The sequence below is a fragment of the Microbacterium sp. 22215 genome (assembly GCF_052045655.1).
In the GTDB taxonomy this organism is placed as follows: Bacteria; Actinomycetota; Actinomycetes; order Actinomycetales; family Microbacteriaceae; genus Microbacterium; species Microbacterium phyllosphaerae.
In genome coordinates, this window is sequence record NZ_JBQEPC010000006.1 from 191183 (window position 1) to 216723 (window position 25541).

Here is a 25541-nt window from a genome sequence, read left to right on the forward strand (position 1 = left end):
CATGGGAGGAAGTCAGCGTATCGCGCCTCGGTCAGAGTGTTCGATACCGATTCCGTACCCCGAAGGAGCCCCGTGGACATCGTCCGTCACCTCATCAATGGAGCAGAGACCGCCGACGCGGCGCGCACGGGTCAGGTCTTCGACCCGGCCACCGGTCAGGTCTCGAAGCAGGTCGCCTTCGCCTCCACCGCCGAGGTCGATCAGGCGATCGCCGCTGCGGCATCCGCTCTGCCCGCGTGGCGCGAGACGAGCCTCATCAAGCGCGCCGACGTGTTCTTCCGTCTGCGCCAGCTGCTCAAAGAGCGCACGCCCGAGCTCGCGGCGATCGTCACCTCGGAGCACGGAAAGGTGCTCTCGGATGCCGCGGGCGAGGTCTCGCGCGGCATCGAGAACGTCGAGTTCGCCGCCGGTCTCGTGCACCTGCTCAAGGGCGAGCGCAGCGAGCAGGTCTCGCGCGGTGTCGACGTGCACTCGGTCAAGCAGCCCGTCGGCGTCGTCGCCGCGATCACTCCCTTCAACTTCCCCGTGATGGTGCCGCTGTGGATGGTCGCCTCTGCGATCGCCTGCGGCAACACCGTGGTGCTCAAGCCGAGCGAGAAGGACCCGTCGGCCTCGATCTGGCTGGCCAAGCTCTTCCAGGAGGCGGGGCTCCCCGACGGCGTGCTCAACGTCGTGCACGGCGATAAGGAAGCGGTCGACGCACTGCTCGAGTCGCCGCGCGTGAACGCGATCAGCTTCGTCGGCTCGACGCCCATCGCCCGGTCGATCTACCAGCGCGCGTCGACCGCGGGCAAGCGTGTCCAGGCTCTCGGCGGCGCGAAGAACCACATGGTCGTGATGCCGGATGCCGACATCGACGCCGCAGCCGACGCCGCCGTCTCCGCCGCGTACGGCTCGGCCGGCGAGCGCTGCATGGCCGTGTCGGTGCTCGTCGCGGTCGGCGACATCGCCGACGACCTGGTCGCCGCGATCGCCTCGCGCATCGAGGGCCTCACGATCGGCGCCGGCACGGATGCCGCGAGCGAGATGGGCCCTCTCATCACGCTCGAGCACCGCGACCGCGTCGCCTCGTACGTGACGGGCGCCGCAGCCGAGGGTGCGACGGTGGTGGTCGACGGCACGACGAAGGAGTTCGACTCGGACGGATTCTTCATCGGAGTCAGCCTGATCGACCAGGTCGCCCCCGGCATGAAGGTGTACGACGACGAGATCTTCGGTCCGGTCCTCTCGGTCGTGCGCGTCGAGACCTACGCCGAGGCCGTCGAGCTCGTCAACGCGAACGCCTACGGCAACGGCACCGCGATCTTCACACGTGACGGTGGCACCGCCCGCCAGTACGAGTTCGACATCGAGGTGGGGATGGTCGGCGTGAACGTGCCGATCCCCGTGCCGATCGGCGCGTATTCGTTCGGTGGATGGAAGGACTCGCTGTTCGGCGACTCGCACATCTACGGCCCCGAGTCGGTGCACTTCTACACTCGGTCGAAGGTGGTCACCACTCGCTGGCCCGACCACACGCCCTCGCAGATCGACCTGGGCTTCCCGAGCAACCACTGAGCTCCCGAGCAGACAGAGAACGGAGACACGAGACATGACGAGCTACACCGACCGCCACGGTGCATCCCACCCGCTGCCTGCCCCCGAGGCCGAGGCGCAGGTACGAGCGGATGACCGCGGCCACGTGTTCCACTCGTGGAGCGCGCAGGGCCTGATCGATCCGCTGCCGGTCGCCGCGGGTGAGGGCTCGACGTTCTGGGACTACGACGGCAACGCCTACCTCGACTTCTCGAGCCAGCTGGTGAACCTCAACCTCGGGCACCAGCATCCCGATCTGGTCGCCGCGATCCAGCAGCAGGCCGGACGCCTCTCGACCATCCAGCCCGCGATGGCCAACGACGTGCGGGGCGAGCTCGCCCGACTCATCGTCGAGGTCGCGCCCGAGGGCTTCGAGAAGGTCTTCTTCACGAACGGCGGCGCCGAGGCCAACGAGTACGCGGTGCGCATGGCGCGTCAGTCGACCGGTCGCCACAAGGTGCTCTCGATGTACCGCAGCTATCACGGCTCCACGTCGACCGCGATCTCGCTGACGGGTGATCCTCGTCGATGGGCGAACGGCACTCCGGACTCGGGAGCCGTGCGCTTCTTCGGGCCGTACCTCTACCGCTCCCCGTTCCACGCCGAGACGCCCGAGCAGGAGTCCGAGCGTGCGCTCGCCCACCTCGAGCAGACGATCCAGCTCGAGGGGCCGGCGACGATCGCCGCGATCATCATCGAGACCGTGGTCGGCACGAACGGCGTGCTCGTGCCGCCGCCCGGATACCTGCAGGGCGTGCGAGAGCTGTGCGACCGCTACGGCATCGTCTACATCGCCGACGAGGTCATGGTCGGCTTCGGCCGACTCGGCGAGTGGTTCGGCATCGACGCGTACGGCGGGCGCCCGGACCTCATCACCTTCGCCAAGGGCGTGAACTCCGGCTACGTGCCGCTCGGCGGCGTCGTCATCTCCGAGCGCATCGCGAAGGCCTTCGACACCACGCCGTTCGCCGGCGGGCTCACGTACTCGGGCCACCCGCTCGCGTGCGCCGCGGGCGTCGCGACCTTCGACGTGTTCCGCCGCGACGGCATCCTCGAGCGCGTGCGCGATCTCGGCGAGCGCATCGTCGAGCCGACCCTGCGCCGCTGGGCCGACACCCACCCGAGCGTCGGAGAGGTGCGCGGCCGTGGGCTGTTCTGGGCCGTCGAGCTCGTGCGCGACAAAGAGACACGCGAGCCGCTCGTGCCGTTCAACGCGAGCGGAGCGGATGCTGCGCCGGTCGCCGCGTTCGCCGCCGCAGCGAAGAAGGCCGGCGTCTGGCCGTTCACGCACTTCAACCGCATGCACGTGGCGCCGCCGCTCGTGATCAGCGAGGACGACCTGGTGCGCGGTCTCGCCGTGCTCGACGAGGCGCTCGCCGTGGCAGACGAGCACGCCACCCGCTGACCCACCCCGGGCGGGCATCTGCAGCCGGTCGCAGATACCCGCCCGGGTCGCAGGGTTTCCGCCGAATCTCCGCGACACGGTGCAGATCCAAGGCATGGTGCAGATCTGCGACGCGATGCAGACGAGGCTGCGGCGAGCTGCCCCATCCCGGCGGACATCTGCGCACGCTCGCAGATTCCCACTCGGGTCGCAGGGTTTTCCGCCGAATCTCCGCGACCGGCCAGACCCTACTTGCGGTCGAAGTCGAACGCCTTGAGAAGCTCGGCGACAGCCTTGTCGCGCTCCTCCCCACCCTCGTCGAACATGTGCGTCACGTGCGTGCGCAGGTGGTTCTCGAGCAGCAGACGGTTCAACGACTCCAGTGAGCGCTGGATCGCGCGGGACTGCGTGATGATGTCCATGCAGTACTCCTCGTTCTCGATCATCCGCGCGACGCCGCGCATCTGACCCTCGAGGATGCTGGTGCGATGCAGGGCGCGCTTCTTGATGTCTTCGATCACGCTTCGAGGGTACTCGGGTCCTGCCGCTGTCAGTCCTCGAACGGGTTCAGCACCGACAGGCCGGGGATCTCGAAGTCCTTCGTGTTGCGCGTCACGAGAGTCAGGCCGTGATGCAACGCTGTGGCCGCGATCAGCGCGTCAGCCCACGGACGACGATCCGGCACGTTGAGAACGGCGCACGTCCGCGCGATCTGCGGAGAGACGGGGAGGATGCGGGAGCCGAGCCCGAGCCGGAGCGCGTCCAGCCAGCGTCGGAGTGCTCTCGCCTGACGCGGATCTCGTCGCTGGAGTCCGAGGACACCGAGTTCCAGCTCGTAGTCGGTGATGGCGCTCATGTGAAGAGCCTCGGGCACCCCGCTCTCCATCCAGGTGCGAGCGGCGATGCCGGCTCCGGTTCCGCGCCTCGCGTCGGAGAACGTGTTCGTGTCGAGCAGATACATCGGTCAGAACTCGATCGGAGGACGACCGAAGTCCGTCTTCCGGTCGGCGACGATCCCGTCGATGATGCGATCGAACTCGCCGTCGTCGTCCACGAGGTCCTCCTCCGGCATCGCGAGGAACTCGAGAATCGACCCGGGCCGGGCCGGGACGAGCCGTTCGTACTCGTCGATGCTCAAGAGCACGTACGCGGGCTCGCCGCGCTTCGTGATCATCACGGGCTGGTCGTCGGCGACGCGCTGAGCGCGCGCGACGGACTGATTGAATTCTCGAGCGGTCATGGTGAACACGATGTACCTCGATTCGGAATGTAGTGATGGTACTACACAGCCCAGATCTTTCCACGGACGACTCGATGCGGCACACCGACCTCGGCGAGAATTCCCCGTGAAAGGATGACGTCATGCCGCGAACCCCGATGGCGCTCCTGTCGCCCGCAGACCAGGTACGACTTCGCGCCCTTCGCCGCATGAAGGCGGTGGCCCTCGGGGCTCTCATCTTCATGGCGGTCGTGTTCGTGATCGCTTTCGCGTTCCAGGAGCGGCAGCCGTGGCTCGGCTATGTGCGCGCGGCCGCCGAGGGCGGCATGGTCGGTGCCCTCGCCGACTGGTTCGCCGTGACAGCGCTCTTCCGCAGACCGCTCGGCCTGCCCATCCCGCACACCGCGATCATCCCGAACCGCAAGGACGAGATCGGGCGCACGCTGGGAGAGTTCGTCGAGACGAACTTCCTCGAGGCGAGCGTCGTGCGCACCAAGCTCGCGAGCACCGCGATCGCGAAGCGCGCGGGCGAGTGGCTGCGAGAGCCGGCCCACGCCGAGCGCGTGGGCGCCGAGGGAGCGACGATCGCCACGGCGGTGCTCAACGCCCTCAGTGACGACGACGTGCGCGACCTCATCACCGACCTCGCCCGCGAGCACCTCGTCTCTCCCGAGTGGGGTCCGCCGGCCGGGGCCTGGCTCGAGAAGATCGTCGAAGCGGATGCTCACCACGGAGCGGTCGACCTCGCGGCCGACAGCATCGCCCGCTGGCTCGACGCGAATGCGGCCTCGTTCTCGGGGCTCATCTCACGGCGGCTCCCCGGCTGGGTGCCGAAGCTCGCGCACCGCTTCGTCGACGACACCGCGTACAACGAAGCGGTCAAGTTCGTGCGCGCCGTGCAGGCCGATCCGCAGCATCCGGCCCGCATCGCCGTCGACGGCTACCTCGCCCGCCTGGCAGACAGTCTGCAGAACGACCCCGCGACGAGGGCCAAGCTCGAGAACGCCAAGGCCTCGCTGTTCGACAGCCCCCGCGTGGGCGCCCTCGCGGCCGAGGCGTGGAACACGGCCAAGAACGGACTCCTCACCGCCCTCGCCGACCCCGAGAGCGGGCTGCGCGTGCGTGCGGCTCAGGCTCTGCAGGAGGTCGGCGACAGGCTGACGACGGATGCAGCACTGCAGCACCGCGTCGACACCTGGGTGTCGGATGCCGCGGTGTTCCTCGTCGACCGCTACCGCCACGACATCGCGTCGATCATCACCGACACCGTCGAGCGCTGGGACCCGGTCGAGACGACCGAGAAGATCGAACTGATGGTCGGCCGCGATCTGCAGTACATCCGCCTCAACGGCACGTTCGTCGGCGCCCTCGCCGGTCTCGCGATCTTCACGATCGCCCACCTGCTGATCCCCGGGGTCTGACGCGTGCGGATCGTCGTGTCGGGCACTCACGCGAGCGGCAAGAGCACGCTGATCTCCGACTTCCACGCAGCTCACCCCGAGTACGCGGTCCTCGGCGACCCGTTCGATGACATCGAGTCGGAGGCGCCGACTGGCGCGACCAGCTTCGTGGCGCAGTTGCGAGTGACCATCTCACGCCTGCGCGAGTCGGCGCATCTGAACGCCGTCATCTCGGAACGCGGGCCTATCGACTTCCTCGCCTATCTCACCGCGCTCGAGGCGCTGGGGCGCGGCGACGGCGCCCTGCTCTCTCGAGCGCAGGAGCTGGTCGAGTCCTCGATGGCCGATGTCGATCTGATCGCCGTCGTGCCGCTCGACCCACGGCAGGCGATCGCCGTTCCCGACGACGAGGATCCGGAGCTCCGTGAGGCGATGGCGGATGCCCTCCTCGACGCGCTCGATGACCTCGAACGTGCGGGCATCGCACCGCCGATGGTGACGCTCACGGGAAGTCCCGACGAGAGACTCGCGCTGCTGGAGAAGGCCGCCGGCTGATGGCTTCTGTCAGCGCACGACGAGCTCGGGAGTGATCAAGGCGTGCGCCGACCCGGCCTCGAGCCGACGAGGTGCTACGACGTCTCCCGTGGGCCCCATCAGAAGCTCCAGCACGGCCGTGGCGACGTCTTCGGGGCGCTGCTCGACACTTGAGAAGCCGAGCGCCTCTGCCGTCGGGGTGTTGTCGAAACCGATCACCGGCAGGACCCGGCGCGCGTCCGCCAACGCGAGCAAGGCTCCCACAGCCAGTGAGTCACTGGCGCAGACGAGGGCGTCGGTCTCGAGTCCCGCTGCGAGCGCGACCTCCATGGCGACGCGCGCCCGAGGGACGGAGTCGTCGGCCGTCAGACGTCCACCCCGAGCACCCGCGCCACGGATCGTCTCCTGCCAGCCGCGTTCGCGATCATCACCGGTCCCCGAACCCTCCGGCCATCCGAAGAACGTCACGTGGTCACCGGCTCCGAGCGCGTACTGAGTCGCCGCCCGCGTTCCCGCGGCGCCGTCGACGTCGACCCACAGGTGCCGCGGGTCCGCGATGTCGTCTTCGCCCCACGGCCTGCCGAATGAGACGAACGGCAACCCCTCGGCATCCAGATGCCCGACCCGCGGGTCGTCGCGGAAGGTTCCGGTGATGATGGCGGCGTCGATCTCGGAGCCCTCCCACAGCTCAGACAGGCGAGCAAGCTCCTCATCGGTGTCACGCGCAGCGTAGACGAGCATGCGCATGCCCCGCTCGCTGGCGTGCTCCGTGATAGCGTGCACGAAACGGTCGAGCACGACTCCGGAGATCCCGCCGACGTAGGGATCCAGTCGGATGCCGATGGTGGAGCTCCGTCGTAGCCGCAGGCGACGAGCGGCAGCGTGTCGCCGGTACCCGAGCGCGTCGATCGCTTCGAGCACGCGTTCCTTCGTGGCGGGGCGCACGACCTCGGGGGTGTTGAGCACGTTCGACACGGTCTGCCTCGAGACACCCGCGTGGGCCGCGACGTCTTCGACGGTGGGCGCCTTCGCCATCGCTGCTCCTCGCTGCTCGCGTCTCGTCTGTCGGGTCGCTCTTGACATGGCCGCGACCTCGCCCCTAGCGTATTGCACGCAGAGTTTGATCGTTCAAATTTCTGCCCACGCAGCCGGCAGACCCGTTCCGCACGCGACCGCAATGACTCATCAAAGGAGAGAGACCATGACACGGCACACCACGCGCACCATCCTCGGCACCGGGGCAGTGCTGCTCACCAGCACGCTCGTGCTCACCGGATGCGGGGGCTCGGGCTTCTCCGACGGCGGAGCGTCCTCCGAGTCGTCCGAGCTCACGTCCTCCGACGACGCCTTGACTGTGCTGATCGGCTCGTCGGGCGACGCCGAGACCGCGGCAGTGCAGTCGGCCCTCGACGCCTGGTCGGAGGAGTCCGGCACGAAGGTGTCGCTGCAGGTGGCGAGCGACCTCTCGCAGGAGCTCTCGCAGGGCTTCGCGGCCGGTGAGCCCGCCGACCTCTTCTACCTCTCGACCGACCAGATCGCAGGGTTCGCCTCGAATGGGTCGCTGCAGGCCTACGGCGACGAGCTGAGCAACAAGGACGACTTCTATCCTTCGCTCGTCGAGAACTTCACCATCGACGACACCTTCTACTGCGCCCCGAAGGACTTCTCGACGCTGGCGCTCGTCATCAACAGCCAGATGTGGGCTGAGGCCGGACTCACGGACGCCGACATTCCCCAGACGTGGGATGACCTCGCCGCCGTGGCCTCGAAGCTCACCACCGCCGACCACGTCGGTCTCGCCTTCGGAGCCGAATTCCAGCGGGTGGGCACGTTCATGGCCCAGGCCGGAGGCGGTCTCGTCAAGGACGGCCAGGCGATCGCCGACGATCCGGCCAACGTCGAGGCGCTCGACTACGTCAAGTCCCACCTCACCGATGGCACGTTCGCGTATGCGAAGGACGTCGGCGCCGGATGGGGCGGGGAAGCGCTGGGCAAGGGATCCGCGGCGATGGTGATCGAAGGCAACTGGATCACCGGCGCCTTGGCGAACGACTTCAGCTCGATCGAGTACACCGTGGCTGAGCTTCCCGCAGGCCCCGAGGGCAAGGGCACACTGCAGTTCACGAACTGCTGGGGCATGGCAGCCGACAGCCCCAACCAGCAGGCCGCCCTCGATCTGGTGGAGTACCTGACCAGCGCTGACAGCCAGCTCGCATTCTCGAAGGCCTTCGGACCGATGCCGTCGATCAAGTCCGCGGCCGACGCCTGGACCGCCGACAACGCGCCTCTCGCGCCCTTCCTCGCCGGCGCCGACTATGCGCAGTTCCCACCGAACCAGGACGGCGCCGCCGACGTCATCGCCGACTTCAACGCGCAGCTCGAGTCGCTCAAGACGACGGAGCCGGCCGACATCCTCGACTCGGTCCAGTCGAACCTCGAAGCGATCGTCGAGTAGCGGTGACGACGACGCACGCCGGGCCTCGCCACGGCGGGGGCTCCGGCCTCCGCCGCGGCGAGGCCGCCGCCGGCTGGCTGTTCACCGCACCGGTGATCGTGATCCTCGGGGTCTTCCTCCTGGTGCCGGTTCTCATGGCCCTCTGGGTGAGCGTCTCGGACTGGGGCGGTCGCGGAAGCCCCCTCTCCGGGTCTGTCTCGTTCGTCGGCGCAGAGAACTTCTCGGCCGTGCTCACCGACGGCGGACTGGCGACCAAGGACTTCGGCACCGCCCTGCGCAACAACGCCTGGTATGTGCTGCTCGTCGTGCCCCTCCAGACCGCTCTCGCCCTGTTCCTCGCAATCCTCGTCAATCGCGCGGTCCTCCGCGGCCGCGGCTTCTTCCGCACCGCGTACTACTTCCCCTCCGTGACGAGCTCCGTCGCCATCACCGTTCTGTGGCTGTTCCTCTTCTCCGCCAGCGGCGCGGTCAACGGCGTGCTGTCCTGGTTCGGTATCAACGGCCCCAACTGGTTCAACGATCCTCGCGGCATCCTGCATCTCGCGCTCGGCGGAGTCGGCGTCGACTCCGGGCCCGCGGCTCTGACGCAGGGCGGAATGCTCGGCGTCTCGTGGTGGGACTGGCTCGCCGGGCCGTCGATCGCGATGAGCGCCTACATCATGATGGCGGTGTTCACCACGTCGGGCACGTTCATGCTGCTCTTCCTCGCGGGTCTCCAGAACCTCGGCGGCGACGTCGACGAGGCGGCGATGATGGACGGCGCCAACGGCTGGCAGCGCTTCTGGAGGGTCACCCTGCCTCAACTGCGCCCGACGCTGTTCACCGTGCTGACGCTCGGCCTGATCGGCACCTGGCAGGTGTTCGACCAGATCTACACCGGCACCCGCGGCGCGCCGAGCAAGACCACGCTCACGCCCGCATATCTGTCGTACCAGACCGCGTTCTCGAATCAGGAGTGGGGCCAGGGAGCCGCGATCGCGTTCATCCTGTTCGTCATCATCGTCGTGTTCACCCTGCTTCAGCGATGGGTGCTGCGCGATCGGCCGGTGTCCAGGCGACGCATCCGCGCCTATGAGACTTCGACAAAGGGAGGCCAGTCATGAGGCTCTCCCGCACGCAGCTGACCTGGCAGATCGTGCTCTACGCCGTGCTGATCGGCCTCGCCATCGTCTACATCTATCCCTTCCTCGTGCAGGTCTCGACGAGCTTCAAGACCGATGAGGATGCGGCCTCCAGCGGCATCACACTCATCCCTCAGGTCTGGACCTTCGCAGCCTACGAGCGCCTGTTCGCACGCAGCGACTTCCCCTCCTGGTTCGTCAACAGCGCGATCGTGACGATCTTCGTGACCGCTGGCCGCGTGTTCTTCAACTCGCTCGCGGGCTACGCGCTCGCCCGACTGCACTTCCGCGGACGGAACGTCGTCTTCGCCGCTCTGATCGCCGTCATGTCAGTGCCGGCCGTCGTGCTGCTGATTCCCAAGTTCCTCGTGATCAACCAGCTCGGCATCTTCAATTCGTACGCCGGCATGATCCTGCCGCTGCTCGTGGATGCCGCCGGAGTCTTCATCATGAAGAACTTCTTCGAATCCATCCCGGTGTCGGTCGAGGAACAGGCGAGGATCGACGGCGCTGGCACCTTCCGCCTGTTCTGGTCGGTGGTGCTGCCGATGGCGACCCCCGCGCTCATCACCATCGTGATCCTGTCGTTCCAGGGGTCGTGGAACGAGCTCAGCCATTTCATCGTGTCGACCAACGACCCTGCACTGACGACCCTGACCAAGGGAGTCGCCTCGCTCGCGAGCGGCCAACTCAGTCAGGGAACGCAGTACCCGCTCAAGCTGGCGGCCGCGCTCATCATGACGGTCCCCGTCGCCGTGATGTTCTTCATCTTCCAGCGCCGCATCATGAACTCCACAGAAGGAGCCGTCAAGGAATGACCCCCACTCCCCCCGCCCTCCAGCCGCTGCTCGACGACGCGCTGATCGTGCTGCAGGCGCCGACCCAGGTGTGGTCGGACGCCACCGGCCGAATTGGCAGCGCCCCGATCCACGGCATCTACCACGGCGACCTCCGACACATCCGGGCTGTCGAGCTCTCGGTCGACGGCTCCGACCTCGAGTCGATCGGATGCTCGTCGCCGACGCCACAGCGGGCTCTTCTCACCGACCTGCTGCGCGGTCTCGACGATGAAACGGCGGACCCGAAGGTGCGGCTCGATCGGGAGCGCGTCGCGACCGCCGGCCGGTTCGAGGAGCGGCTGCGTGTTGTCACGCACCTCGACCATGCGGTGCCGGTCGCACTCGAGCTGCGGCTCCGCCCGGACTTCGCCCCGATGCAGGCGGTCAAGGCCGGTGGGACGTCCGACGCGCAGTGGACGTGGGATGGTCACGTCGTGCGCAGTGGCGAGGCCTCCTTCTCTCTGACCGCGGAGGACGCCGACGTCTCCGCCGACCCCGACGGCCTCACGGTGCGCTGGGAGATCACCGTGCCGCCTCGTAGCAGCGTCGAGGTGTCGTGGTCGGTCGGTCTCGACGATCGCACCCTCGTGGTCGCCGCCGCTCCTGCGTCTTCGTCCGCGACCCAGCCGACCGCCGACGATCCTCGGCTCGCGCGATGGGCCACCCGAGCGATGGCCGACCTGGCCGCGCTCCGGCTCACCCTCCCCGATCACCCGGAGGATGCGTTCTACGCCGCGGGAGCGCCGTGGTTCTTCACGCTGTTCGGGCGGGACTCGATCTGGGCTGCCCGACTCGCACTCGCCGCCGACCCGTCGATGGCCGCATCCACCCTCCGCGTGCTCGCCCGACTGCAGGGCACGGTGACGGACCCGGCGACCGCGCAGGCGCCGGGCAAGATCCTGCACGAGCTCCGCAGCGGGGTGCTGTCGCTCCCGAAGGAGGGCGTGCATCTTCCCCCGCTGTACTACGGAACCGTCGACGCGACCCCCCTGTGGGTGTGCCTACTGGCCGATGCGCACGACGCCGGCATGCCCGAACACGAACTCCGTGACCTGCTCCCGGCACTGCGGGCGGCGTTGGAATGGACGGTCGTGCACGGCGATGCATCGGGCAGCGGATTCATCGACTACGTCGACGAGACCGGGCATGGCCTCGCGAATCAGGGGTGGAAGGACTCCGGTGACTCGATCCAGTGGAGAGACGGCACGCTCGCCGAGGGTCCCATCGCGCTCAGCGAGGTGCAGGCCTACGCCTACGAGGCCGCGACCCGAGGGGCCGCGCTGCTCGACGAGCTCGGCGAACCCGGCGGCGAGCGCCTTCGCACATGGGCGGCTGACCTGCGGGAGCGCTTCCGTGCGACGTTCTGGGTCTCGACCGGTGAAGGTCGGTACCCAGCGGTCGCGCTCGACGCCCAGGGGTCGGCGGTCGACTCGCTGACCAGCAACATCGGCCACCTGATCGGCACCGGTTTGCTAGATGCCGACGAGGAGCGTGCGTGTGCGGCTCTTCTGACCGGAGCGACCATGTCGAGTGGCTTCGGCATCCGCACCCTGTCGTCCGATGCGCAGGGCTATTGGCCACTGAGTTATCACGGCGGCAGCGTCTGGACGCACGACTCGGCGGTCGCCGTGCACGGCATGCTCCGGTCAGGGCTCGTCGAGGAAGCCCGTGGGGTCGCTACCCAATTGCTCGACGCGGCCGAGGGCTTCGACTATCGCGTTCCCGAGCTGCATTCCGGCAACGGGAAGATCGATGGCGTCCGGCCAGTGCCTTACCCCGCTGCGTGCCGACCCCAGGCGTGGTCGGCGGCGGCGGCCGTCGTCTGTGCAGCGGCCCTGGCCTGAGAGCCCTCGCCGGGGAATGACGACGCGGATCGATACGATCGCTCCATGACCTCATCACCTCAGATCTGGATGATCACGGGCGCAGGCCGCGGGCTCGGACGCGCACTCGCCGAGGCCGCACTCGAGGCGGGGCACACCGTCGTGGCGACGGTCCGCGGCGAGCATGAGCTGCCCGCGCACGACCGCCTGACCGTCATGACTCTCAACGTCCGCGACCGTGGCGCCGCTCGCGAGACCGTTCGCCGCGCCGTCGAACGTCTCGGGCGCATCGACGTGCTCGTGAACAACGCCGGCTACGGACTGATCGGCTCCGTCGAAGAAGCCTCGGAGGACGACATCCGCGCGATCATGGAGACGAACCTGCTCGGTCCGCTCTGGCTCAGCCAGGCCGTCATCCCGGTCATGCGTGAGCAGGGCGGCGGGCACATCGTGCAGATCTCGACCGTCGGCGCGGTCGGCACGATGCCGATGCTCGGGCTCTACAACTCCACGAAGTGGGGGTTGGAAGGGTTCAGCGAGGCCATGGCCGCCGAGGTGGCACGCTTCGGCATCCGCGTATCCCTCATCGAACCGGGGGCGCTCGACACCGCGTGGGCAGGGCCGAGCATGCGGTTCAGTTCACCCTCCGACGTCTATGACGCTCAGCGGACGGAGTTGTTCGGAACAGCCGAGGTTCCGTGGCCAGCGGGCGACTCGTCCGGCGGCACGGCGCCGTCGGATGCCGCAGCCGCGATCCTCGCTCACGTCGCCTCCGATGACGGGCCGCTGCGCGTCCTCATCGGCGACGACGCTCCTGAACAGGTCGCCGCAGCGCTCGACCTTCGGCGACAGGACTACTCCCGCGATCCGCGCTTCCCGGGCGCGTAGCCCGCCAGACCCGCAGGTGATCCGCTCAGAGGAACAGCGGCAGCAGTGAGCCGACGAGACCGATCACGCCGACAGCCGCGAACACGATCCCCAGGGTCATCACGACCCGGCGCAGATGTGGCGGATCCCCCACACGTGCACGAGCAGGATCGTTCGCACTGACGACCCCTGCAGCCCAGCCCTCCTCCGGGGTCGCGAACTCGTCGCGCCGGAGCGGCCTCTCGTGGAAGTCGCCTCCGGCGAACCAGCGGGCGAACACGGAGCCGTCCCGTTCGACGATCGCGATCTCGATGCTCCGCCACGGTCCTTCGACCGCGCGGATCAGCATGGCCAGCAGGAGCAGCGGCAGCCCGATCCCCAGACCCACCCACGACAGCACCTCGCCGACGAGAGCGAGGGTGTCCAGCGTGTCCATGGCTCCATCGTAAAGTCGCCGACCGATGGCCCTGTGCGGTCAGCGGGTGGCGAGGGCCGCGAGCATCTCGAGCACGCAGAGGGCCGCGAGTCTGACCGTGCGCATGTCGTCGGTGTCGGCGGTCGCGTCGACCTCGGCGATATCGGCGCTCACCACGCGCGGATCCGCGACGACCGAGCGGACGAGAGCGCGCAGCTCCCACGCAGCCAACCCGCCGGGAACGCTCGCCGGGCAGCCGGGCGCTGCGGCCCGATCGGCCGCGTCGACATCGACATCCAGATGGATGCGGGCAGCCGCACCGCTTCCCGCGATGCTCGTCGCCTCGGCGACGACGTCGTCGATGCCCCGGCGCCTGACCTCGTCGAGGGTGAGCACGCGAATGCCCCACTCGGCGGCGCGCGCCGCGTAGGCGGCGGAGTTCGCGAAGTCCGCGATGCCGATCTGCACGATCTTCGTCGGATCGATGCGCTCCCCCTCGGGCGCGTCCTCGATCAGTCGCCGCACGGGCGACCCGTTCGAGATCCCGTCGCGCAGGTCGAAGTGCGCATCGACCGTGATCAGTCCGGTGGCCCCGGCTCCCCGCGCGACCGGGTAGGTCAGCGCGTTGTCGCCTCCGAGCGCGATCACGAGACGAGCGGATGCGGCGAGCTCATGCACGCGCGCGACGCTCGCCGCGATGCCGGCCTCGCCGTCGGGCTCGGCCACATCCCCTGCGTCGAGCACGCGCAGCGCCTCGCCGAGGTCGACCACAGGCGGACCCATGAGCGTCGCGCTGTACCGGGTCAACGCCTCCCGGATCGCCGCGGGGGTCGCATGCGCGCCGGTCGGCGACAGCGACGTGCGCCACGTGGGAACGCCGAGCAGTACGGCATCCGCGTCATCCCCCGCAGCGAACGAGGGCCAGGATCCAGCGCGCGGCCAGAGGTCATCGTGCGACAGGGCCATGGTTCTCCGCTCCTCGTGCCTTCGACGGTGCCGCGAAGACCGCGACGCCGTCCTTCCACACCTGATCGACCAGCGGCACTCCCGGTCGATACGCGAGATGGATGCGGGTGGGCGCCGTCAGCAGCACGAGGTCTGCGCGTGCTCCCACCGTGATCACGCCGATGTCGTCGCGGCGCAACGCCCGCGCTCCCCCGGCGGTCGCCGCCCACACGGCCTCGGCGGGGGTCATGCCCATATCGCGCACCGCGATCGCGATGCAGAACGGCATCGATGAGGTGAAGCTCGAACCAGGGTTCGTATCGCACGCGAGCGCCACCGTGACACCCGCATCGATCAGTCGACGCGCGTCGGGATACGGTTGCCGGGTCGAGAACTCGACTCCGGGCAACAGGGTCAGCACGGTGTCGGAGGCGGCGAGCGCGGCGATGTCGTCGTCGGTCAGATAGGTGCCGTGATCGATCGAGGCCGCGCCGAGCTCGACGGCGAGCCGCACCCCGTCGCCCGGACCGAGCTGGCTCGCGTGCACTCGGGGTACGAGTCCCCTCGCGACGCCGGTCTCGAGCACCCGGCGCGACTGCTCGACCGAGAACGCGCCGGTCTCGCAGAACACGTCGATCCATCTCGAATGGGGAGCACAGGCGTCGAGCATCGGGCCCGTCACCAGGTCGACGTACTCGTCGGCGCGGTCGGCGTACTCGGCCGGCACGACGTGCGCCCCGAGGAACGTGACCTCCGGCGTGACCTCGGCGGCGAGGCGCACAAGTCGCTCTTCGTCCGCGACGCTCAGCCCGTATCCGCTCTTGATCTCGACCGTCGTGGTGCCCTGCGCGAGCATCTCGTCGATGAAACCGCGCAGGCGCGCGCGCAGCTCGTCGTCGCTCGCCGCTCGCGTCGCGGCGACGGTCGAGCGGATGCCACCCGCGGCGTACTTCTGCCCTGCCATGCGCGCCTCGAACTCGGCTGCACGATCTCCGCCGAAGACCAGGTGGCTGTGGCTGTCGACGAACCCGGGGATGACCGCGCGGCCGCCGGCGTCGACGATCTCATCGGCCCCGGGTGCGGCATCCGCCGAGCCGACCCAGGCGATCCGTCCGCCGTCGACCAGCACGGCCGCATCGTGCAGCGTGCCGAAGCGGTCTCCGTCCGGTGAGCCGATGTTGGTCGTCAGCTCGCCGATGTTCGTGATCAGCGTGGTGGTCACAGCATCGGCACCTTCAGGCCGCGCTCGCGGGCGATGTCGCGCGCGTGCTCGTACCCGGCGTCGACGTGTCGCATGACTCCGGTGCCAGGATCGTTGGTCAGCACGCGTTCGAGCTTCTCGGCGGCGAGCGTAGAACCGTCCGCGACGCTGACCTGGCCGGCGTGGATCGAGCGTCCGATGCCGACACCGCCGCCGTGGTGCAACGACACCCACGACGCGCCGGATGCCGTGTTGAGCAGCGCGTTCAGCAGAGGCCAGTCGGCGATCGCATCCGATCCGTCCTTCATGGCCTCGGTCTCGCGGTACGGCGAAGCGACCGAGCCCGAGTCGAGGTGATCGCGGCCGATCACGATCGGCGCCGACAGCTCACCGGAGGCGACCATCTCGTTGAACTTGAGCCCTGCCAGGTGGCGCTCCTTGTAGCCGAGCCAGCAGATGCGCGCGGGCAGCCCCTCGAAGTGCACCTTCTCTCCGGCCTTCTCGAGCCAGCGGTGCAGCGCCTTGTCGTCGGGGAAGAGCTCGGCGATCGCGCGGTCGGTCTTGTAGATGTCCTCGGGGTCACCCGAGAGCGCCGCCCACCGGAAGGGTCCGCGGCCCTCTTCGAACTGCGGACGGATGTAAGCCGGCACGAAGCCCGGGAACTCGAAGGCGCGGTCGAAGCCACCGAGCTGAGCCTCGGCGCGGATCGAGTTGCCGTAGTCGAACACCGCTGCCCCCGCATCCTGGAATGCGACCATCGCGGCGACGTGCTGCGCCATCGATTCGCGCGAGCGGTGGGTGAAGGCCTCGGCATCCCGTTCGGCCTCGGCCTTCCAGTCGGCGACCGAGATGCCCACCGGCAGATAGGCGAGCGGGTCGTGGGCGCTGGTCTGATCCGTGACGATGTCGATCGGCACACCACGGCGCAGCAGCTCGGGGAAGACCTCGGCCGCATTGCCGACCACGCCGACCGAGAGCGCTTCGCCGGCCTGTTTCGCGGCGACGACCCGGGCGACGGCCGCGTCGAGGTCGGTCGTGTACTCGTCGAGATATCCGTGTTCGACCCGACGTGCGAGGCGCGACTCGTCGACGTCGACGATCAGCACGACGCCGTCGTTGAGCGTGACGGCGAGTGGCTGTGCGCCGCCCATGCCGCCGGCGCCGCCGGTGAGGGTCAGCGTGCCCTTGAGCGAGTCCCGCCCGAGCGAACGGGCGACGGCCGAGAACGTCTCATAGGTGCCCTGCAGGATGCCTTGGGTTCCGATGTAGATCCACGACCCGGCGGTCATCTGGCCGTACATGATCAGGCCGAGCTCTTCGAGCTTGCGGAACTCGGGCCAGGTCGCCCAGTCGCCGACGAGGTTCGAGTTGGCGATCAGCACACGGGGTGCCCACTCGTGCGTGCGGAAGACGCCGACCGGCTTGCCCGACTGAACGAGCAGCGTCTCGTCTGGCTCGAGCTCGTCGAGGGTGCGGACGATCGCGTCGTACGCCTCCCAGCTGCGAGCAGCCTTTCCGGTGCCGCCGTACACGACGAGGTCTTCGGGGTGCTCGGCGACCTCGGGATCGAGGTTGTTCATGAGCATCCGCTTTGCCGCTTCCGCGCCCCAGCTCTTGGCGGTGCGCTGGTTGCCGCGGGCGGCCCGCACAGTGCGCGGCCCCGCCGTGGTGATGCTGGGCGTCGTGGTGTCAGTCATTCGCGTGCTCCTTTGCGATGCGGGCGACGGCGCCGGACTGCACGAGTGCAGTCACGGCCTCCATGTCGGGTGAGAGGAAGCGGTCGGGTCCGGGACCTGCCGCGACCGTGCGGACGAGATCGCGGACCGCGCCGGTCGCGGGTCCCGCCTGCAGCGGCGCTCGCAGGTCGAGGGCGCGGGCACCGGTGAGGATCTCGATCGCCAACACGCGGCCCAGCCCGTCGATCGCACGGCGCAGCTTGCGAGCGGCCGCCCATCCCATCGACACGTGGTCCTCCTGCATCGCCGACGACGGGATCGAGTCGACGGATGCCGGAACGGCGAGGCGCTTGAGCTCCGACACGATGCCGGCGGCGGCGTACTGCGCGATCATCAGGCCCGAATCGACGCCCACCTCATCGGCGAGGAAGGGCGGCAGGCCGTGGCTGCGCGCGGGGTCGAGGGCGCGATCGGTACGACGCTCCGAGATCGAGGCCACATCGGCGACCGAGATCGCGAGGAAGTCCAGCACTGCCGCGACCGGCGCTCCGTGGAAGTTGCCGTTCGATTCGATGCGACCGTCGACGGTGATCACGGGGTTGTCGATGACACTCGCGAGTTCACGGTCGGCGATCATCGACGCGTACCCCATGGTGTCGCGCGCGGTTCCGTGCACCTGGGGCGAGCAGCGCAGCGAGTACGCGTCCTGCACGCGGCCGTCCTCGGGACCCTTGTGGCTGCGCACGATCGGAGAGTCTCCGAGGAAGGACCGCAGGTTCGCCGCGGACGTGGCCTGCCCCGCCTGGGGGCGGAGCGCCATGAGGTCGGCCGCGAACACGGCATCCGTGCCCAGCTGCGACTCGACCGACATCGCCGCGGCCATGTCGGCGGTGAGCAGCAGCGTCTCGAGATCGTGCAGCGCCAGCACCAGCATTCCGAGCATTCCGTCGGTGCCGTTGATGAGGGCGAGCCCCTCCTTCTCGACGAGGGTGAGCGGCTCGATGCCGGCGGCGGCCAGAGCATCGGATGCCGGGACGAGCGCGCCCTCGGCGTCGCGGACGTCGCCCTCTCCCATCGTCGCGAGCGCGATGTGGGCGAGCGGAGCCAGGTCGCCGGAGCATCCGAGCGAGCCGTACTCGCGCACGACCGGGGTGATCCCCGCATTGAGCAGACCGGCATACGTCTCGACCACGATGGGGCGCACGCCCGTGCGACCCGAGGTGAGCGTCTGCAGACGAAGCAGCTGAAGGCCACGGACCACCTCGCGCTCGACCTCGGCGCCTGTGCCGGCGGCGTGGGAACGGATGAGGCTGGCCTGCAGCTGCAGACGGCGGTCGGGCGCGATGAAGGTCGTGGCGAGCGCGCCGAAGCCGGTGGACACCCCGTAATGCGGGTGCGGGTCGGCCGCGAGTCCGTCGATGACCTGCCGGGTCTCGGCGACCCGCACCAGCGCTGCGGGACTGATGGTCACCGGGGCACCGTGTCGGGCGACCGCGACGACATCGGAATGGCTCAGGGGTGCATCGCCGACGAGGACGGAGGGCTTTTCGCTCATGTCTCGATTCCACACCCGACAGGTCGCGCGCGACAGACGAACGTGGGATCCTGTGTCTGTGATCCCAGACAATGCGGAGACCGGCGCCCAGGTGCCCGCTGCCCAGAACACGCTGCGGATCCTGAGCTATCTGGCCGGGCGCCCCGCGCCGGTCGCCGCCTCGGCGATCGCTCGCGAGCTCGAGCTGCCCCGGTCGACCGTGTACCACCTGCTCACCACCCTCGCGGCGCACGGCTTCGTGCTGCACATGAAGGAGGATCGGCGCTGGGGGCTGGGCACGTCGGCCTTCGAACTCGCCGGCGGATACGCGCGACAGCAACCGCTCGCACGCATCGGTCGCCCTCTTGTCGCTGCCCTCTCAGACCGCCTCGGCGAGAGCACGCACCTGGCCGTGATGAGCGGTGGTGACGTGCTGTACATCGTCGAGGAGCGCGCCCCACGCAGGCAGGCCCTCGTCACGGACGTCGGAGTGCGCCTCCCCGCGCATCTCACGGCATCCGGACGAGCGATGCTCGCAGCCCTCCCTCGTGAGCAGGTGCGTGCACTGTATCCGAGCGCCTCCGCGTTCCCCGACCGCACCGGCCTCGGTCCGCGAAAGCCGAGTGACCTGCGTGAGCTGCTGCGCACGGTGAGAGGGCGCGGCTATGCGACGGAAGACAGCGAGGTCGCAGACGGGCTGCGCAGTGTCGGCGCGGTCGTTCGCGATCACGCGGGGTGGCCTGTCGCCGCCGTCGCGGTGACCTGGGCGGGTGGGGAGCTCGACGAGCGCGCACTCGCGGATGCCGTGATCGAGACGGCCGCGGTGCTCGAATCCCGACTCAAGCGCTGAAACCCAGCCATGAGCTCACGCGCTGAACTCAATCGCTGACGCGTCATCGTGCCCGGGTGCGCGGCGCCCGGGTGCGCGATTCGCTCACGAACGCGTGACGCCATCGAAGCTGTCATCGTCGTCGTGCACGAACGCACGTTAACGCAGAAAAGCCACCCAACATTGGGTGGCTTTTCTGTTTAAAAGAAGTCCGGCGGTGTCCTACTCTCCCACAGGGTCCCCCCTGCAGTACCATCGGCGCTGTGAGGCTTAGCTTCCGGGTTCGGAATGTAACCGGGCGTTTCCCTCACGCTATGGCCGCCGAAACACTATTGATGTTTCAATCAAACACATAACAAAGTCATTGTCATGCGGTTCTCGACCGTACATCGAGAACCACTCAGTGGACGCGTAGCACCAACAAACGGTGTGTTATCAAGTCATCGGCTTATTAGTACCAGTCAGCTGCATGCATTACTGCACTTCCACATCTGGCCTATCAACCCAGTAGTCTGGCTGGGAGCCTCTCACCCGAAGGTATGGAAATCTCATCTTGAGGCCGGCTTCCCGCTTAGATGCTTTCAGCGGTTATCCATCCCGAACGTAGCTAATCAGCGGTGCTCCTGGCGGAACAACTGACACACCAGAGGTTCGTCCAACCCGGTCCTCTCGTACTAGGGTCAGATCCTCTCAAATTTCCTACGCGCGCAGCGGATAGGGACCGAACTGTCTCACGACGTTCTAAACCCAGCTCGCGTACCGCTTTAATGGGCGAACAGCCCAACCCTTGGGACCTACTCCAGCCCCAGGATGCGACGAGCCGACATCGAGGTGCCAAACCATGCCGTCGATATGGACTCTTGGGCAAGATCAGCCTGTTATCCCCGAGGTACCTTTTATCCGTTGAGCGACAGCGCTTCCACAAGCCACTGCCGGATCACTAGTCCCGACTTTCGTCCCTGCTCGACCTGTCAGTCTCACAGTCAAGCTCCCTTGTGCACTTACACTCGACACCTGATTGCCAACCAGGTTGAGGGAACCTTTGGGCGCCTCCGTTACTTTTTGGGAGGCAACCGCCCCAGTTAAACTACCCACCAGGCACTGTCCCTGAACCGGATTACGGTTCGAAGTTAGATATCCAGAGTGACCAGAGTGGTATTTCAACAATGACTCCACATGAACTGGCGTCCATGCTTCACAGTCTCCCACCTATCCTACACAAGCCACACCGAACACCAATACCAAGCTGTAGTAAAGGTCACGGGGTCTTTCCGTCCTGCTGCGCGTAACGAGCATCTTTACTCGTAATGCAATTTCGCCGAGTTCGCGGTTGAGACAGTTGGGAAGTCGTTACGCCATTCGTGCAGGTCGGAACTTACCCGACAAGGAATTTCGCTACCTTAGGATGGTTATAGTTACCACCGCCGTTTACTGGGGCTTAAATTCTCAGCTTCGCCTTGCGGCTAACCGGTCCTCTTAACCTTCCAGCACCGGGCAGGCGTCAGTCCGTATACATCGTCTTGCGACTTGGCACGGACCTGTGTTTTTAGTAAACAGTCGCTACCCACTAGTCTCTGCGGCCTCCAAACGCTTTCGGAGCAAGTCCTAATACGTCGAAGGCCCCCCTTCTCCCGAAGTTACGGGGGCATTTTGCCGAGTTCCTTAACCACGATTCTCTCGATCTCCTTGGTATTCTCTACCTGACCACCTGAGTCGGTTTGGGGTACGGGCGGCTAGAACCTCGCGTCGATGCTTTTCTTGGCAGCATAGGATCACCCACTTTTTATTCGCATCGTGTCTCAGCCTATGTGAACGGCGGATTTGCCTACCGTTCGGCCTACGCACTTGCACCAGGACAACCATCGCCTGGCTGGGCTACCTTCCTGCGTCACACCTGTTAATACGCTAACCGCACCAGAATGGGGTCGTGCGCTAGGCCCAGAGCGTCACCCCGAAGGGATCAGTCACTGGGATTCAGACACTTAGCACTACTGGATTAGCTTGGGCGGTTCTTCGCCGGTACGGGAATATCAACCCGTTGTCCATCGACTACGCCTGTCGGCCTCGCCTTAGGTCCCGACTTACCCAGGGAAGATTAGCTTGACCCTGGAACCCTTGGTCTTTCGGAGGACGTGTTTCTCACACGTCTTTCGCTACTCATGCCTGCATTCTCACTCGTGTAGCCTCCACGGCTGGTTTACACCGCCGCTTCGCTGGCCACACGACGCTCTCCTACCCATCAACACGGCTGGACCACGAAGGCCTACCAATAATGTCAATGCCACAACTTCGGTGGCGTGCTTGAGCCCCGTTACATTGTCGGCGCGGAATCACTTGACCAGTGAGCTATTACGCACTCTTTCAAGGGTGGCTGCTTCTAAGCCAACCTCCTGGTTGTCAAGGCAACTCCACATCCTTTCCCACTTAGCACGCGCTTTGGGACCTTAGTTGGTGGTCTGGGTTGTTTCCCTCTCGACTATGAAGCTTATCCCCCACAGTCTCACTGCTGCGCTCTCACTTACCGGCATTCGGAGTTTGGCTGACGTCAGTAACCTTGTAGGGCCCATCGGCCATCCAGTAGCTCTACCTCCGGCAAGAAACACGCAACGCTGCACCTAAATGCATTTCGGAGAGAACCAGCTATCACGAAGTTTGATTGGCCTTTCACCCCTATCCACAGCTCATCCCCTCAGTTTTCAACCTAAGTGGGTTCGGTCCTCCACGACGTCTTACCGTCGCTTCAACCTGGCCATGGATAGATCACTTCGCTTCGGGTCTAGGACATGCGACTGAATCGCCCTATTCAGACTCGCTTTCGCTACGGCTACCCCACACGGGTTAACCTCGCCACATATCGCTAACTCGCAGGCTCATTCTTCAAAAGGCACGCTGTCACAGCTACTAAGGCTGCTCCAACGGTTTGTAAGCAAACGGTTTCAGGTACTATTTCACTCCCCTCCCGGGGTACTTTTCACCTTTCCCTCACGGTACTTGTCCGCTATCGGTCATCTGGGAGTATTTAGGCTTATCAGGTGGTCCTGACAGATTCACACGGGATTTCACGGGCCCCGTGCTACTTGGGATACTCTTCGCGCCACGGTTGGCATTTCGACTACGGGGTTGGCACCCTCTATGACCGGCCTTTCAAGACCGTTCGTCTATACCATCGTGTAACGCCGCCACCTCGGCAGAGATGACTGAAAAGTCCCACAACCCCCAACGTGCAACGCCTGCCGGCTATCACACACGCTAGGTTTAGCCTGTTCCGGTTTCGCTCGCCACTACTAACGGAATCGCGGTTGCTTTCTCTTCCTGTGGGTACTGAGATGTTTCACTTCCCCACGTTCCCTCTACCCGCCCTATATATTCAGGCGGGAGTCACTAGGTCGGCACGCCGCCCAGCGGGGTTTCCCCATTCGGACACCCTCGGATCAAAACTTGCTTATCAGTTCCCCGAGGCTTATCGCAGATTGCTACGTCCTTCTTCGGCTCCAGATGCCAAGGCATCCACCGTTTGCTCTTAAAGACTTGAAATCACATGAGTTTGAATCAGAATCGACACCAGGCCCGAAAGCCTGGCATGAAATTGACTAATGATCTTTAAGATCATCTTGTGCAACCGATCCGAAGATCAGCTGCAAGATGCTCGCGTCCACTGTGTAGTTCTCAAAGTACGGGCGGTACCCCTTCTCACTTCCCCCACAGGAGAAACAACAAGAGGCCCAGAGGTACAGAAACGATCCGAAGATCGCATCCGGTCCCTCAGGACCCAACAGCGTGCAGGTGCGACATCCGAAACCCTCCCCGTTCCCACCGCAAGCGGTGTACTAAGAGAAACCTTCATCCTTCGCACCATGTCAAATGTTCCACCCATGAGCTCCCAGCGAAGAACGTATGCCTTCGAACTGGGTTCTGGACTCCGAAGAGTCAGATGCTCCTTAGAAAGGAGGTGATCCAGCCGCACCTTCCGGTACGGCTACCTTGTTACGACTTAGTCCTAATTACCGATCCCACCTTCGACGGCTCCCTCCACAAGGGTTAGGCCACCGGCTTCAGGTGTTACCGACTTTCATGACTTGACGGGCGGTGTGTACAAGACCCGGGAACGTATTCACCGCAGCGTTGCTGATCTGCGATTACTAGCGACTCCGACTTCATGAGGTCGAGTTGCAGACCTCAATCCGAACTGGGACCGGCTTTTTGGGATTCGCTCCACCTCGCGGTATTGCAGCCCTTTGTACCGGCCATTGTAGCATGCGTGAAGCCCAAGACATAAGGGGCATGATGATTTGACGTCATCCCCACCTTCCTCCGAGTTGACCCCGGCAGTATCCCATGAGTTCCCACCATTACGTGCTGGCAACATAGAACGAGGGTTGCGCTCGTTGCGGGACTTAACCCAACATCTCACGACACGAGCTGACGACAACCATGCACCACCTGTTTACGAGTGTCCAAAGAGTTGACCATTTCTGGCCCGTTCTCGTATATGTCAAGCCTTGGTAAGGTTCTTCGCGTTGCATCGAATTAATCCGCATGCTCCGCCGCTTGTGCGGGTCCCCGTCAATTCCTTTGAGTTTTAGCCTTGCGGCCGTACTCCCCAGGCGGGGAACTTAATGCGTTAGCTGCGTCACGGAATCCGTGGAATGGACCCCACAACTAGTTCCCAACGTTTACGGGGTGGACTACCAGGGTATCTAAGCCTGTTTGCTCCCCACCCTTTCGCTCCTCAGCGTCAGTTACGGCCCAGAGATCTGCCTTCGCCATCGGTGTTCCTCCTGATATCTGCGCATTCCACCGCTACACCAGGAATTCCAATCTCCCCTACCGCACTCTAGTCTGCCCGTACCCACTGCAGGCCGGAGGTTGAGCCTCCGGATTTCACAGCAGACGCGACAAACCGCCTACGAGCTCTTTACGCCCAATAATTCCGGATAACGCTTGCGCCCTACGTATTACCGCGGCTGCTGGCACGTAGTTAGCCGGCGCTTTTTCTGCAGGTACCGTCACTTTCGCTTCTTCCCTGCTAAAAGAGGTTTACAACCCGAAGGCCGTCATCCCTCACGCGGCGTTGCTGCATCAGGCTTGCGCCCATTGTGCAATATTCCCCACTGCTGCCTCCCGTAGGAGTCTGGGCCGTGTCTCAGTCCCAGTGTGGCCGGTCACCCTCTCAGGCCGGCTACCCGTCGACGCCTTGGTGAGCCATTACCTCACCAACAAGCTGATAGGCCGCGAGCCCATCCCCAACCAATAAATCTTTCCAGTAACTGACCATGCGGTCGCTACTCGTATCCAGTATTAGACGCCGTTTCCAGCGCTTATCCCAGAGTCAGGGGCAGGTTGCTCACGTGTTACTCACCCGTTCGCCACTGATCCACCCAGCAAGCTGGGCTTCACCGTTCGACTTGCATGTGTTAAGCACGCCGCCAGCGTTCATCCTGAGCCAGGATCAAACTCTCCGTAAAAAAGAAATGCATACGACACCGGGAAAACGGTGACGCAGCGAGTTTGATGCTGACCAAAGAGACAAATTCATTGCTGACTTCATCCGAATGCCAACCCCACAAGGAGGTTGGTCTTTGATCCAAAGGAATTCTCAACTAGCCGAAGCTAGACGAGGATAATTTGGCATTTGACAAGTGCACGCTGTTGAGTTCTCAAGGATCGGATGCTCCCACGACCCAGTCATCACAACCAGGCCCGAAGGGCAACTTCTCTATCTTA

The 25541-nt window shown here is 65.7% G+C and carries 19 protein-coding genes and 3 rRNA genes; 10 read left to right on the forward strand and 12 right to left on the reverse strand.

All coding sequences use genetic code 11. From position 1 onward, the window contains the following. Positions 1 to 72 precede the first annotated feature (72 nt). Positions 73 to 1557, forward strand: coding sequence for a CoA-acylating methylmalonate-semialdehyde dehydrogenase (locus tag ACTJKH_RS12160; protein WP_440737142.1), 1485 nt, complete (start codon positions 73 to 75; stop codon positions 1555 to 1557). Positions 1558 to 1591: 34 nt separating this feature from the next. Next, positions 1592 to 2980: an aspartate aminotransferase family protein gene (locus tag ACTJKH_RS12165; protein WP_440737143.1), complete on the forward strand. Its 1389-nt coding sequence runs from the start codon at positions 1592 to 1594 to the stop codon at positions 2978 to 2980. Positions 2981 to 3207: 227 nt separating this feature from the next. Here the strand turns inward: ACTJKH_RS12165 and ACTJKH_RS12170 are convergent, their stop codons facing one another. The 3 genes from ACTJKH_RS12170 to ACTJKH_RS12180 are packed head-to-tail and all read right to left on the reverse strand — an operon-like array spanning position 3208 to position 4199. After that, a complete protein-coding gene (locus tag ACTJKH_RS12170; RefSeq protein ID WP_056517673.1) occupies positions 3208 to 3480 on the reverse strand; it encodes a metal-sensitive transcriptional regulator in 273 nt (90 codons plus the stop codon). Between the two features lie 29 nt (positions 3481 to 3509). Continuing rightward, positions 3510 to 3920, reverse strand: coding sequence for a type II toxin-antitoxin system VapC family toxin (locus tag ACTJKH_RS12175; RefSeq protein WP_440737144.1), 411 nt, complete (start codon positions 3918 to 3920; stop codon positions 3510 to 3512). Between the two features lie 3 nt (positions 3921 to 3923). Then, the gene (locus tag ACTJKH_RS12180) at positions 3924 to 4199 is read right to left on the reverse strand and encodes a type II toxin-antitoxin system prevent-host-death family antitoxin (protein ID WP_440737145.1); all 276 of its coding nucleotides are present in this window, start codon (positions 4197 to 4199) and stop codon (positions 3924 to 3926) included. A gap of 122 nt (positions 4200 to 4321) precedes the next feature. Here ACTJKH_RS12180 and ACTJKH_RS12185 point away from each other — a divergent pair, with 122 nt between their 5' ends. Both ACTJKH_RS12185 and ACTJKH_RS12190 read left to right on the forward strand, forming a co-directional pair. Next, the gene (locus ACTJKH_RS12185; protein ID WP_440737146.1) at positions 4322 to 5599 is read left to right on the forward strand and encodes a DUF445 domain-containing protein; all 1278 of its coding nucleotides are present in this window, start codon (positions 4322 to 4324) and stop codon (positions 5597 to 5599) included. 15 nt (positions 5600 to 5614) lie between these two features. Continuing rightward, a complete protein-coding gene (locus ACTJKH_RS12190) occupies positions 5615 to 6133 on the forward strand; it encodes an AAA family ATPase (protein WP_440737147.1) in 519 nt (172 codons plus the stop codon). Positions 6134 to 6142: 9 nt separating this feature from the next. Here the strand turns inward: ACTJKH_RS12190 and ACTJKH_RS12195 are convergent, their stop codons facing one another. Further along, positions 6143 to 7147: a LacI family DNA-binding transcriptional regulator gene (locus tag ACTJKH_RS12195; RefSeq protein ID WP_440737148.1), complete on the reverse strand. Its 1005-nt coding sequence runs from the start codon at positions 7145 to 7147 to the stop codon at positions 6143 to 6145. A 166-nt stretch (positions 7148 to 7313) separates the two neighbouring features. Between ACTJKH_RS12195 and ACTJKH_RS12200 the strand changes: the two genes are divergently transcribed. The 5 genes from ACTJKH_RS12200 to ACTJKH_RS12220 are packed head-to-tail and all read left to right on the forward strand — an operon-like array spanning position 7314 to position 13238. After that, positions 7314 to 8567 carry a sugar ABC transporter substrate-binding protein gene (locus tag ACTJKH_RS12200; RefSeq protein WP_440737149.1) on the forward strand — a complete coding sequence of 418 codons (1254 nt, stop codon included), beginning with the start codon at positions 7314 to 7316 and terminating at the stop codon, positions 8565 to 8567. Positions 8568 to 8569: 2 nt separating this feature from the next. Beyond that, on the forward strand, positions 8570 to 9670 hold the full coding sequence (locus ACTJKH_RS12205) for a carbohydrate ABC transporter permease (protein WP_440737150.1): 1101 nt from the start codon (positions 8570 to 8572) through the stop codon (positions 9668 to 9670). Continuing rightward, on the forward strand, positions 9667 to 10506 hold the full coding sequence (locus ACTJKH_RS12210) for a carbohydrate ABC transporter permease (protein WP_440737151.1): 840 nt from the start codon (positions 9667 to 9669) through the stop codon (positions 10504 to 10506). Before ACTJKH_RS12205 ends, ACTJKH_RS12210 begins: the two co-directional genes overlap by 4 nt. Beyond that, complete coding sequence (locus ACTJKH_RS12215) at positions 10503 to 12371, forward strand: glycogen debranching N-terminal domain-containing protein (RefSeq protein WP_440737152.1); 1869 nt, start codon at positions 10503 to 10505, stop codon at positions 12369 to 12371. Before ACTJKH_RS12210 ends, ACTJKH_RS12215 begins: the two co-directional genes overlap by 4 nt. A 45-nt stretch (positions 12372 to 12416) precedes the next feature. Next, a complete protein-coding gene (locus ACTJKH_RS12220) occupies positions 12417 to 13238 on the forward strand; it encodes an SDR family NAD(P)-dependent oxidoreductase (RefSeq protein WP_440737153.1) in 822 nt (273 codons plus the stop codon). 25 nt (positions 13239 to 13263) lie between these two features. Here the strand turns inward: ACTJKH_RS12220 and ACTJKH_RS12225 are convergent, their stop codons facing one another. From ACTJKH_RS12225 to hutH, 5 genes are read right to left on the reverse strand one after another with little or no spacing between them, the layout of a single operon-like run. Further along, positions 13264 to 13653, reverse strand: a complete 390-nt coding sequence (locus ACTJKH_RS12225; protein WP_440737154.1) for a hypothetical protein — start codon at positions 13651 to 13653, stop codon at positions 13264 to 13266. Positions 13654 to 13692: 39 nt separating this feature from the next. Continuing rightward, the gene (locus ACTJKH_RS12230) at positions 13693 to 14598 is read right to left on the reverse strand and encodes an arginase family protein (RefSeq protein ID WP_440737155.1); all 906 of its coding nucleotides are present in this window, start codon (positions 14596 to 14598) and stop codon (positions 13693 to 13695) included. Beyond that, positions 14579 to 15799 (reverse strand): imidazolonepropionase, encoded by a 1221-nt coding sequence (hutI, locus tag ACTJKH_RS12235; protein WP_440737156.1) that lies wholly within the window; start codon positions 15797 to 15799, stop codon positions 14579 to 14581. The genes ACTJKH_RS12230 and hutI overlap by 20 nt, the downstream gene beginning before the upstream one ends. Continuing rightward, on the reverse strand, positions 15796 to 17475 hold the full coding sequence (gene hutU / locus ACTJKH_RS12240) for a urocanate hydratase (RefSeq protein ID WP_440737157.1): 1680 nt from the start codon (positions 17473 to 17475) through the stop codon (positions 15796 to 15798). Before hutU ends, hutI begins: the two co-directional genes overlap by 4 nt. Then, on the reverse strand, positions 17468 to 19009 hold the full coding sequence (hutH, locus tag ACTJKH_RS12245; RefSeq protein ID WP_440737158.1) for a histidine ammonia-lyase: 1542 nt from the start codon (positions 19007 to 19009) through the stop codon (positions 17468 to 17470). The genes hutU and hutH overlap by 8 nt, the downstream gene beginning before the upstream one ends. Positions 19010 to 19061: 52 nt before the next feature. On the opposite strand from hutH, the gene ACTJKH_RS12250 reads away from it, so the two are divergent. Further along, positions 19062 to 19838, forward strand: coding sequence for an IclR family transcriptional regulator (locus tag ACTJKH_RS12250; RefSeq protein WP_440737159.1), 777 nt, complete (start codon positions 19062 to 19064; stop codon positions 19836 to 19838). Between the two features lie 188 nt (positions 19839 to 20026). On the opposite strand, the gene rrf is transcribed toward ACTJKH_RS12250, so the two are convergent. The 3 genes from rrf to ACTJKH_RS12265 all read right to left on the reverse strand — a co-directional run bounded on the left by rrf (position 20027) and on the right by ACTJKH_RS12265 (position 25282). Beyond that, positions 20027 to 20143 (reverse strand): 5S ribosomal RNA (gene rrf, locus ACTJKH_RS12255). A 105-nt stretch (positions 20144 to 20248) separates the two neighbouring features. Beyond that, positions 20249 to 23351: ribosomal RNA gene (locus ACTJKH_RS12260) — 23S ribosomal RNA — on the reverse strand. A 408-nt stretch (positions 23352 to 23759) separates the two neighbouring features. Next, positions 23760 to 25282: ribosomal RNA gene (locus tag ACTJKH_RS12265) — 16S ribosomal RNA — on the reverse strand. Together the 16S, 23S and 5S rRNA genes form the textbook arrangement of a ribosomal RNA operon. Between the last annotated feature and the right edge of the window lie 259 nt (positions 25283 to 25541).

Coding starts and splice junctions, on each gene's coding strand:
- ACTJKH_RS12195 (WP_440737148.1), bottom strand. CDS start 7,147: ATGGCGAAGGCGCCCACCGTCGAAGACGTCGCGGCCCACGCGGGTGTC.
- ACTJKH_RS12225 (WP_440737154.1), bottom strand. CDS start 13,653: ATGGACACGCTGGACACCCTCGCTCTCGTCGGCGAGGTGCTGTCGTGG.
- hutH (WP_440737158.1), bottom strand. CDS start 19,009: ATGAGCGAAAAGCCCTCCGTCCTCGTCGGCGATGCACCCCTGAGCCAT.
- ACTJKH_RS12210 (WP_440737151.1), top strand. CDS start 9,667: ATGAGGCTCTCCCGCACGCAGCTGACCTGGCAGATCGTGCTCTACGCC.
- ACTJKH_RS12175 (WP_440737144.1), bottom strand. CDS start 3,920: ATGTATCTGCTCGACACGAACACGTTCTCCGACGCGAGGCGCGGAACC.
- ACTJKH_RS12200 (WP_440737149.1), top strand. CDS start 7,314: ATGACACGGCACACCACGCGCACCATCCTCGGCACCGGGGCAGTGCTG.
- ACTJKH_RS12165 (WP_440737143.1), top strand. CDS start 1,592: ATGACGAGCTACACCGACCGCCACGGTGCATCCCACCCGCTGCCTGCC.
- ACTJKH_RS12230 (WP_440737155.1), bottom strand. CDS start 14,598: ATGGCCCTGTCGCACGATGACCTCTGGCCGCGCGCTGGATCCTGGCCC.
- ACTJKH_RS12180 (WP_440737145.1), bottom strand. CDS start 4,199: ATGACCGCTCGAGAATTCAATCAGTCCGTCGCGCGCGCTCAGCGCGTC.
- hutU (WP_440737157.1), bottom strand. CDS start 17,475: ATGACTGACACCACGACGCCCAGCATCACCACGGCGGGGCCGCGCACT.
- ACTJKH_RS12220 (WP_440737153.1), top strand. CDS start 12,417: ATGACCTCATCACCTCAGATCTGGATGATCACGGGCGCAGGCCGCGGG.
- ACTJKH_RS12185 (WP_440737146.1), top strand. CDS start 4,322: ATGCCGCGAACCCCGATGGCGCTCCTGTCGCCCGCAGACCAGGTACGA.
- ACTJKH_RS12215 (WP_440737152.1), top strand. CDS start 10,503: ATGACCCCCACTCCCCCCGCCCTCCAGCCGCTGCTCGACGACGCGCTG.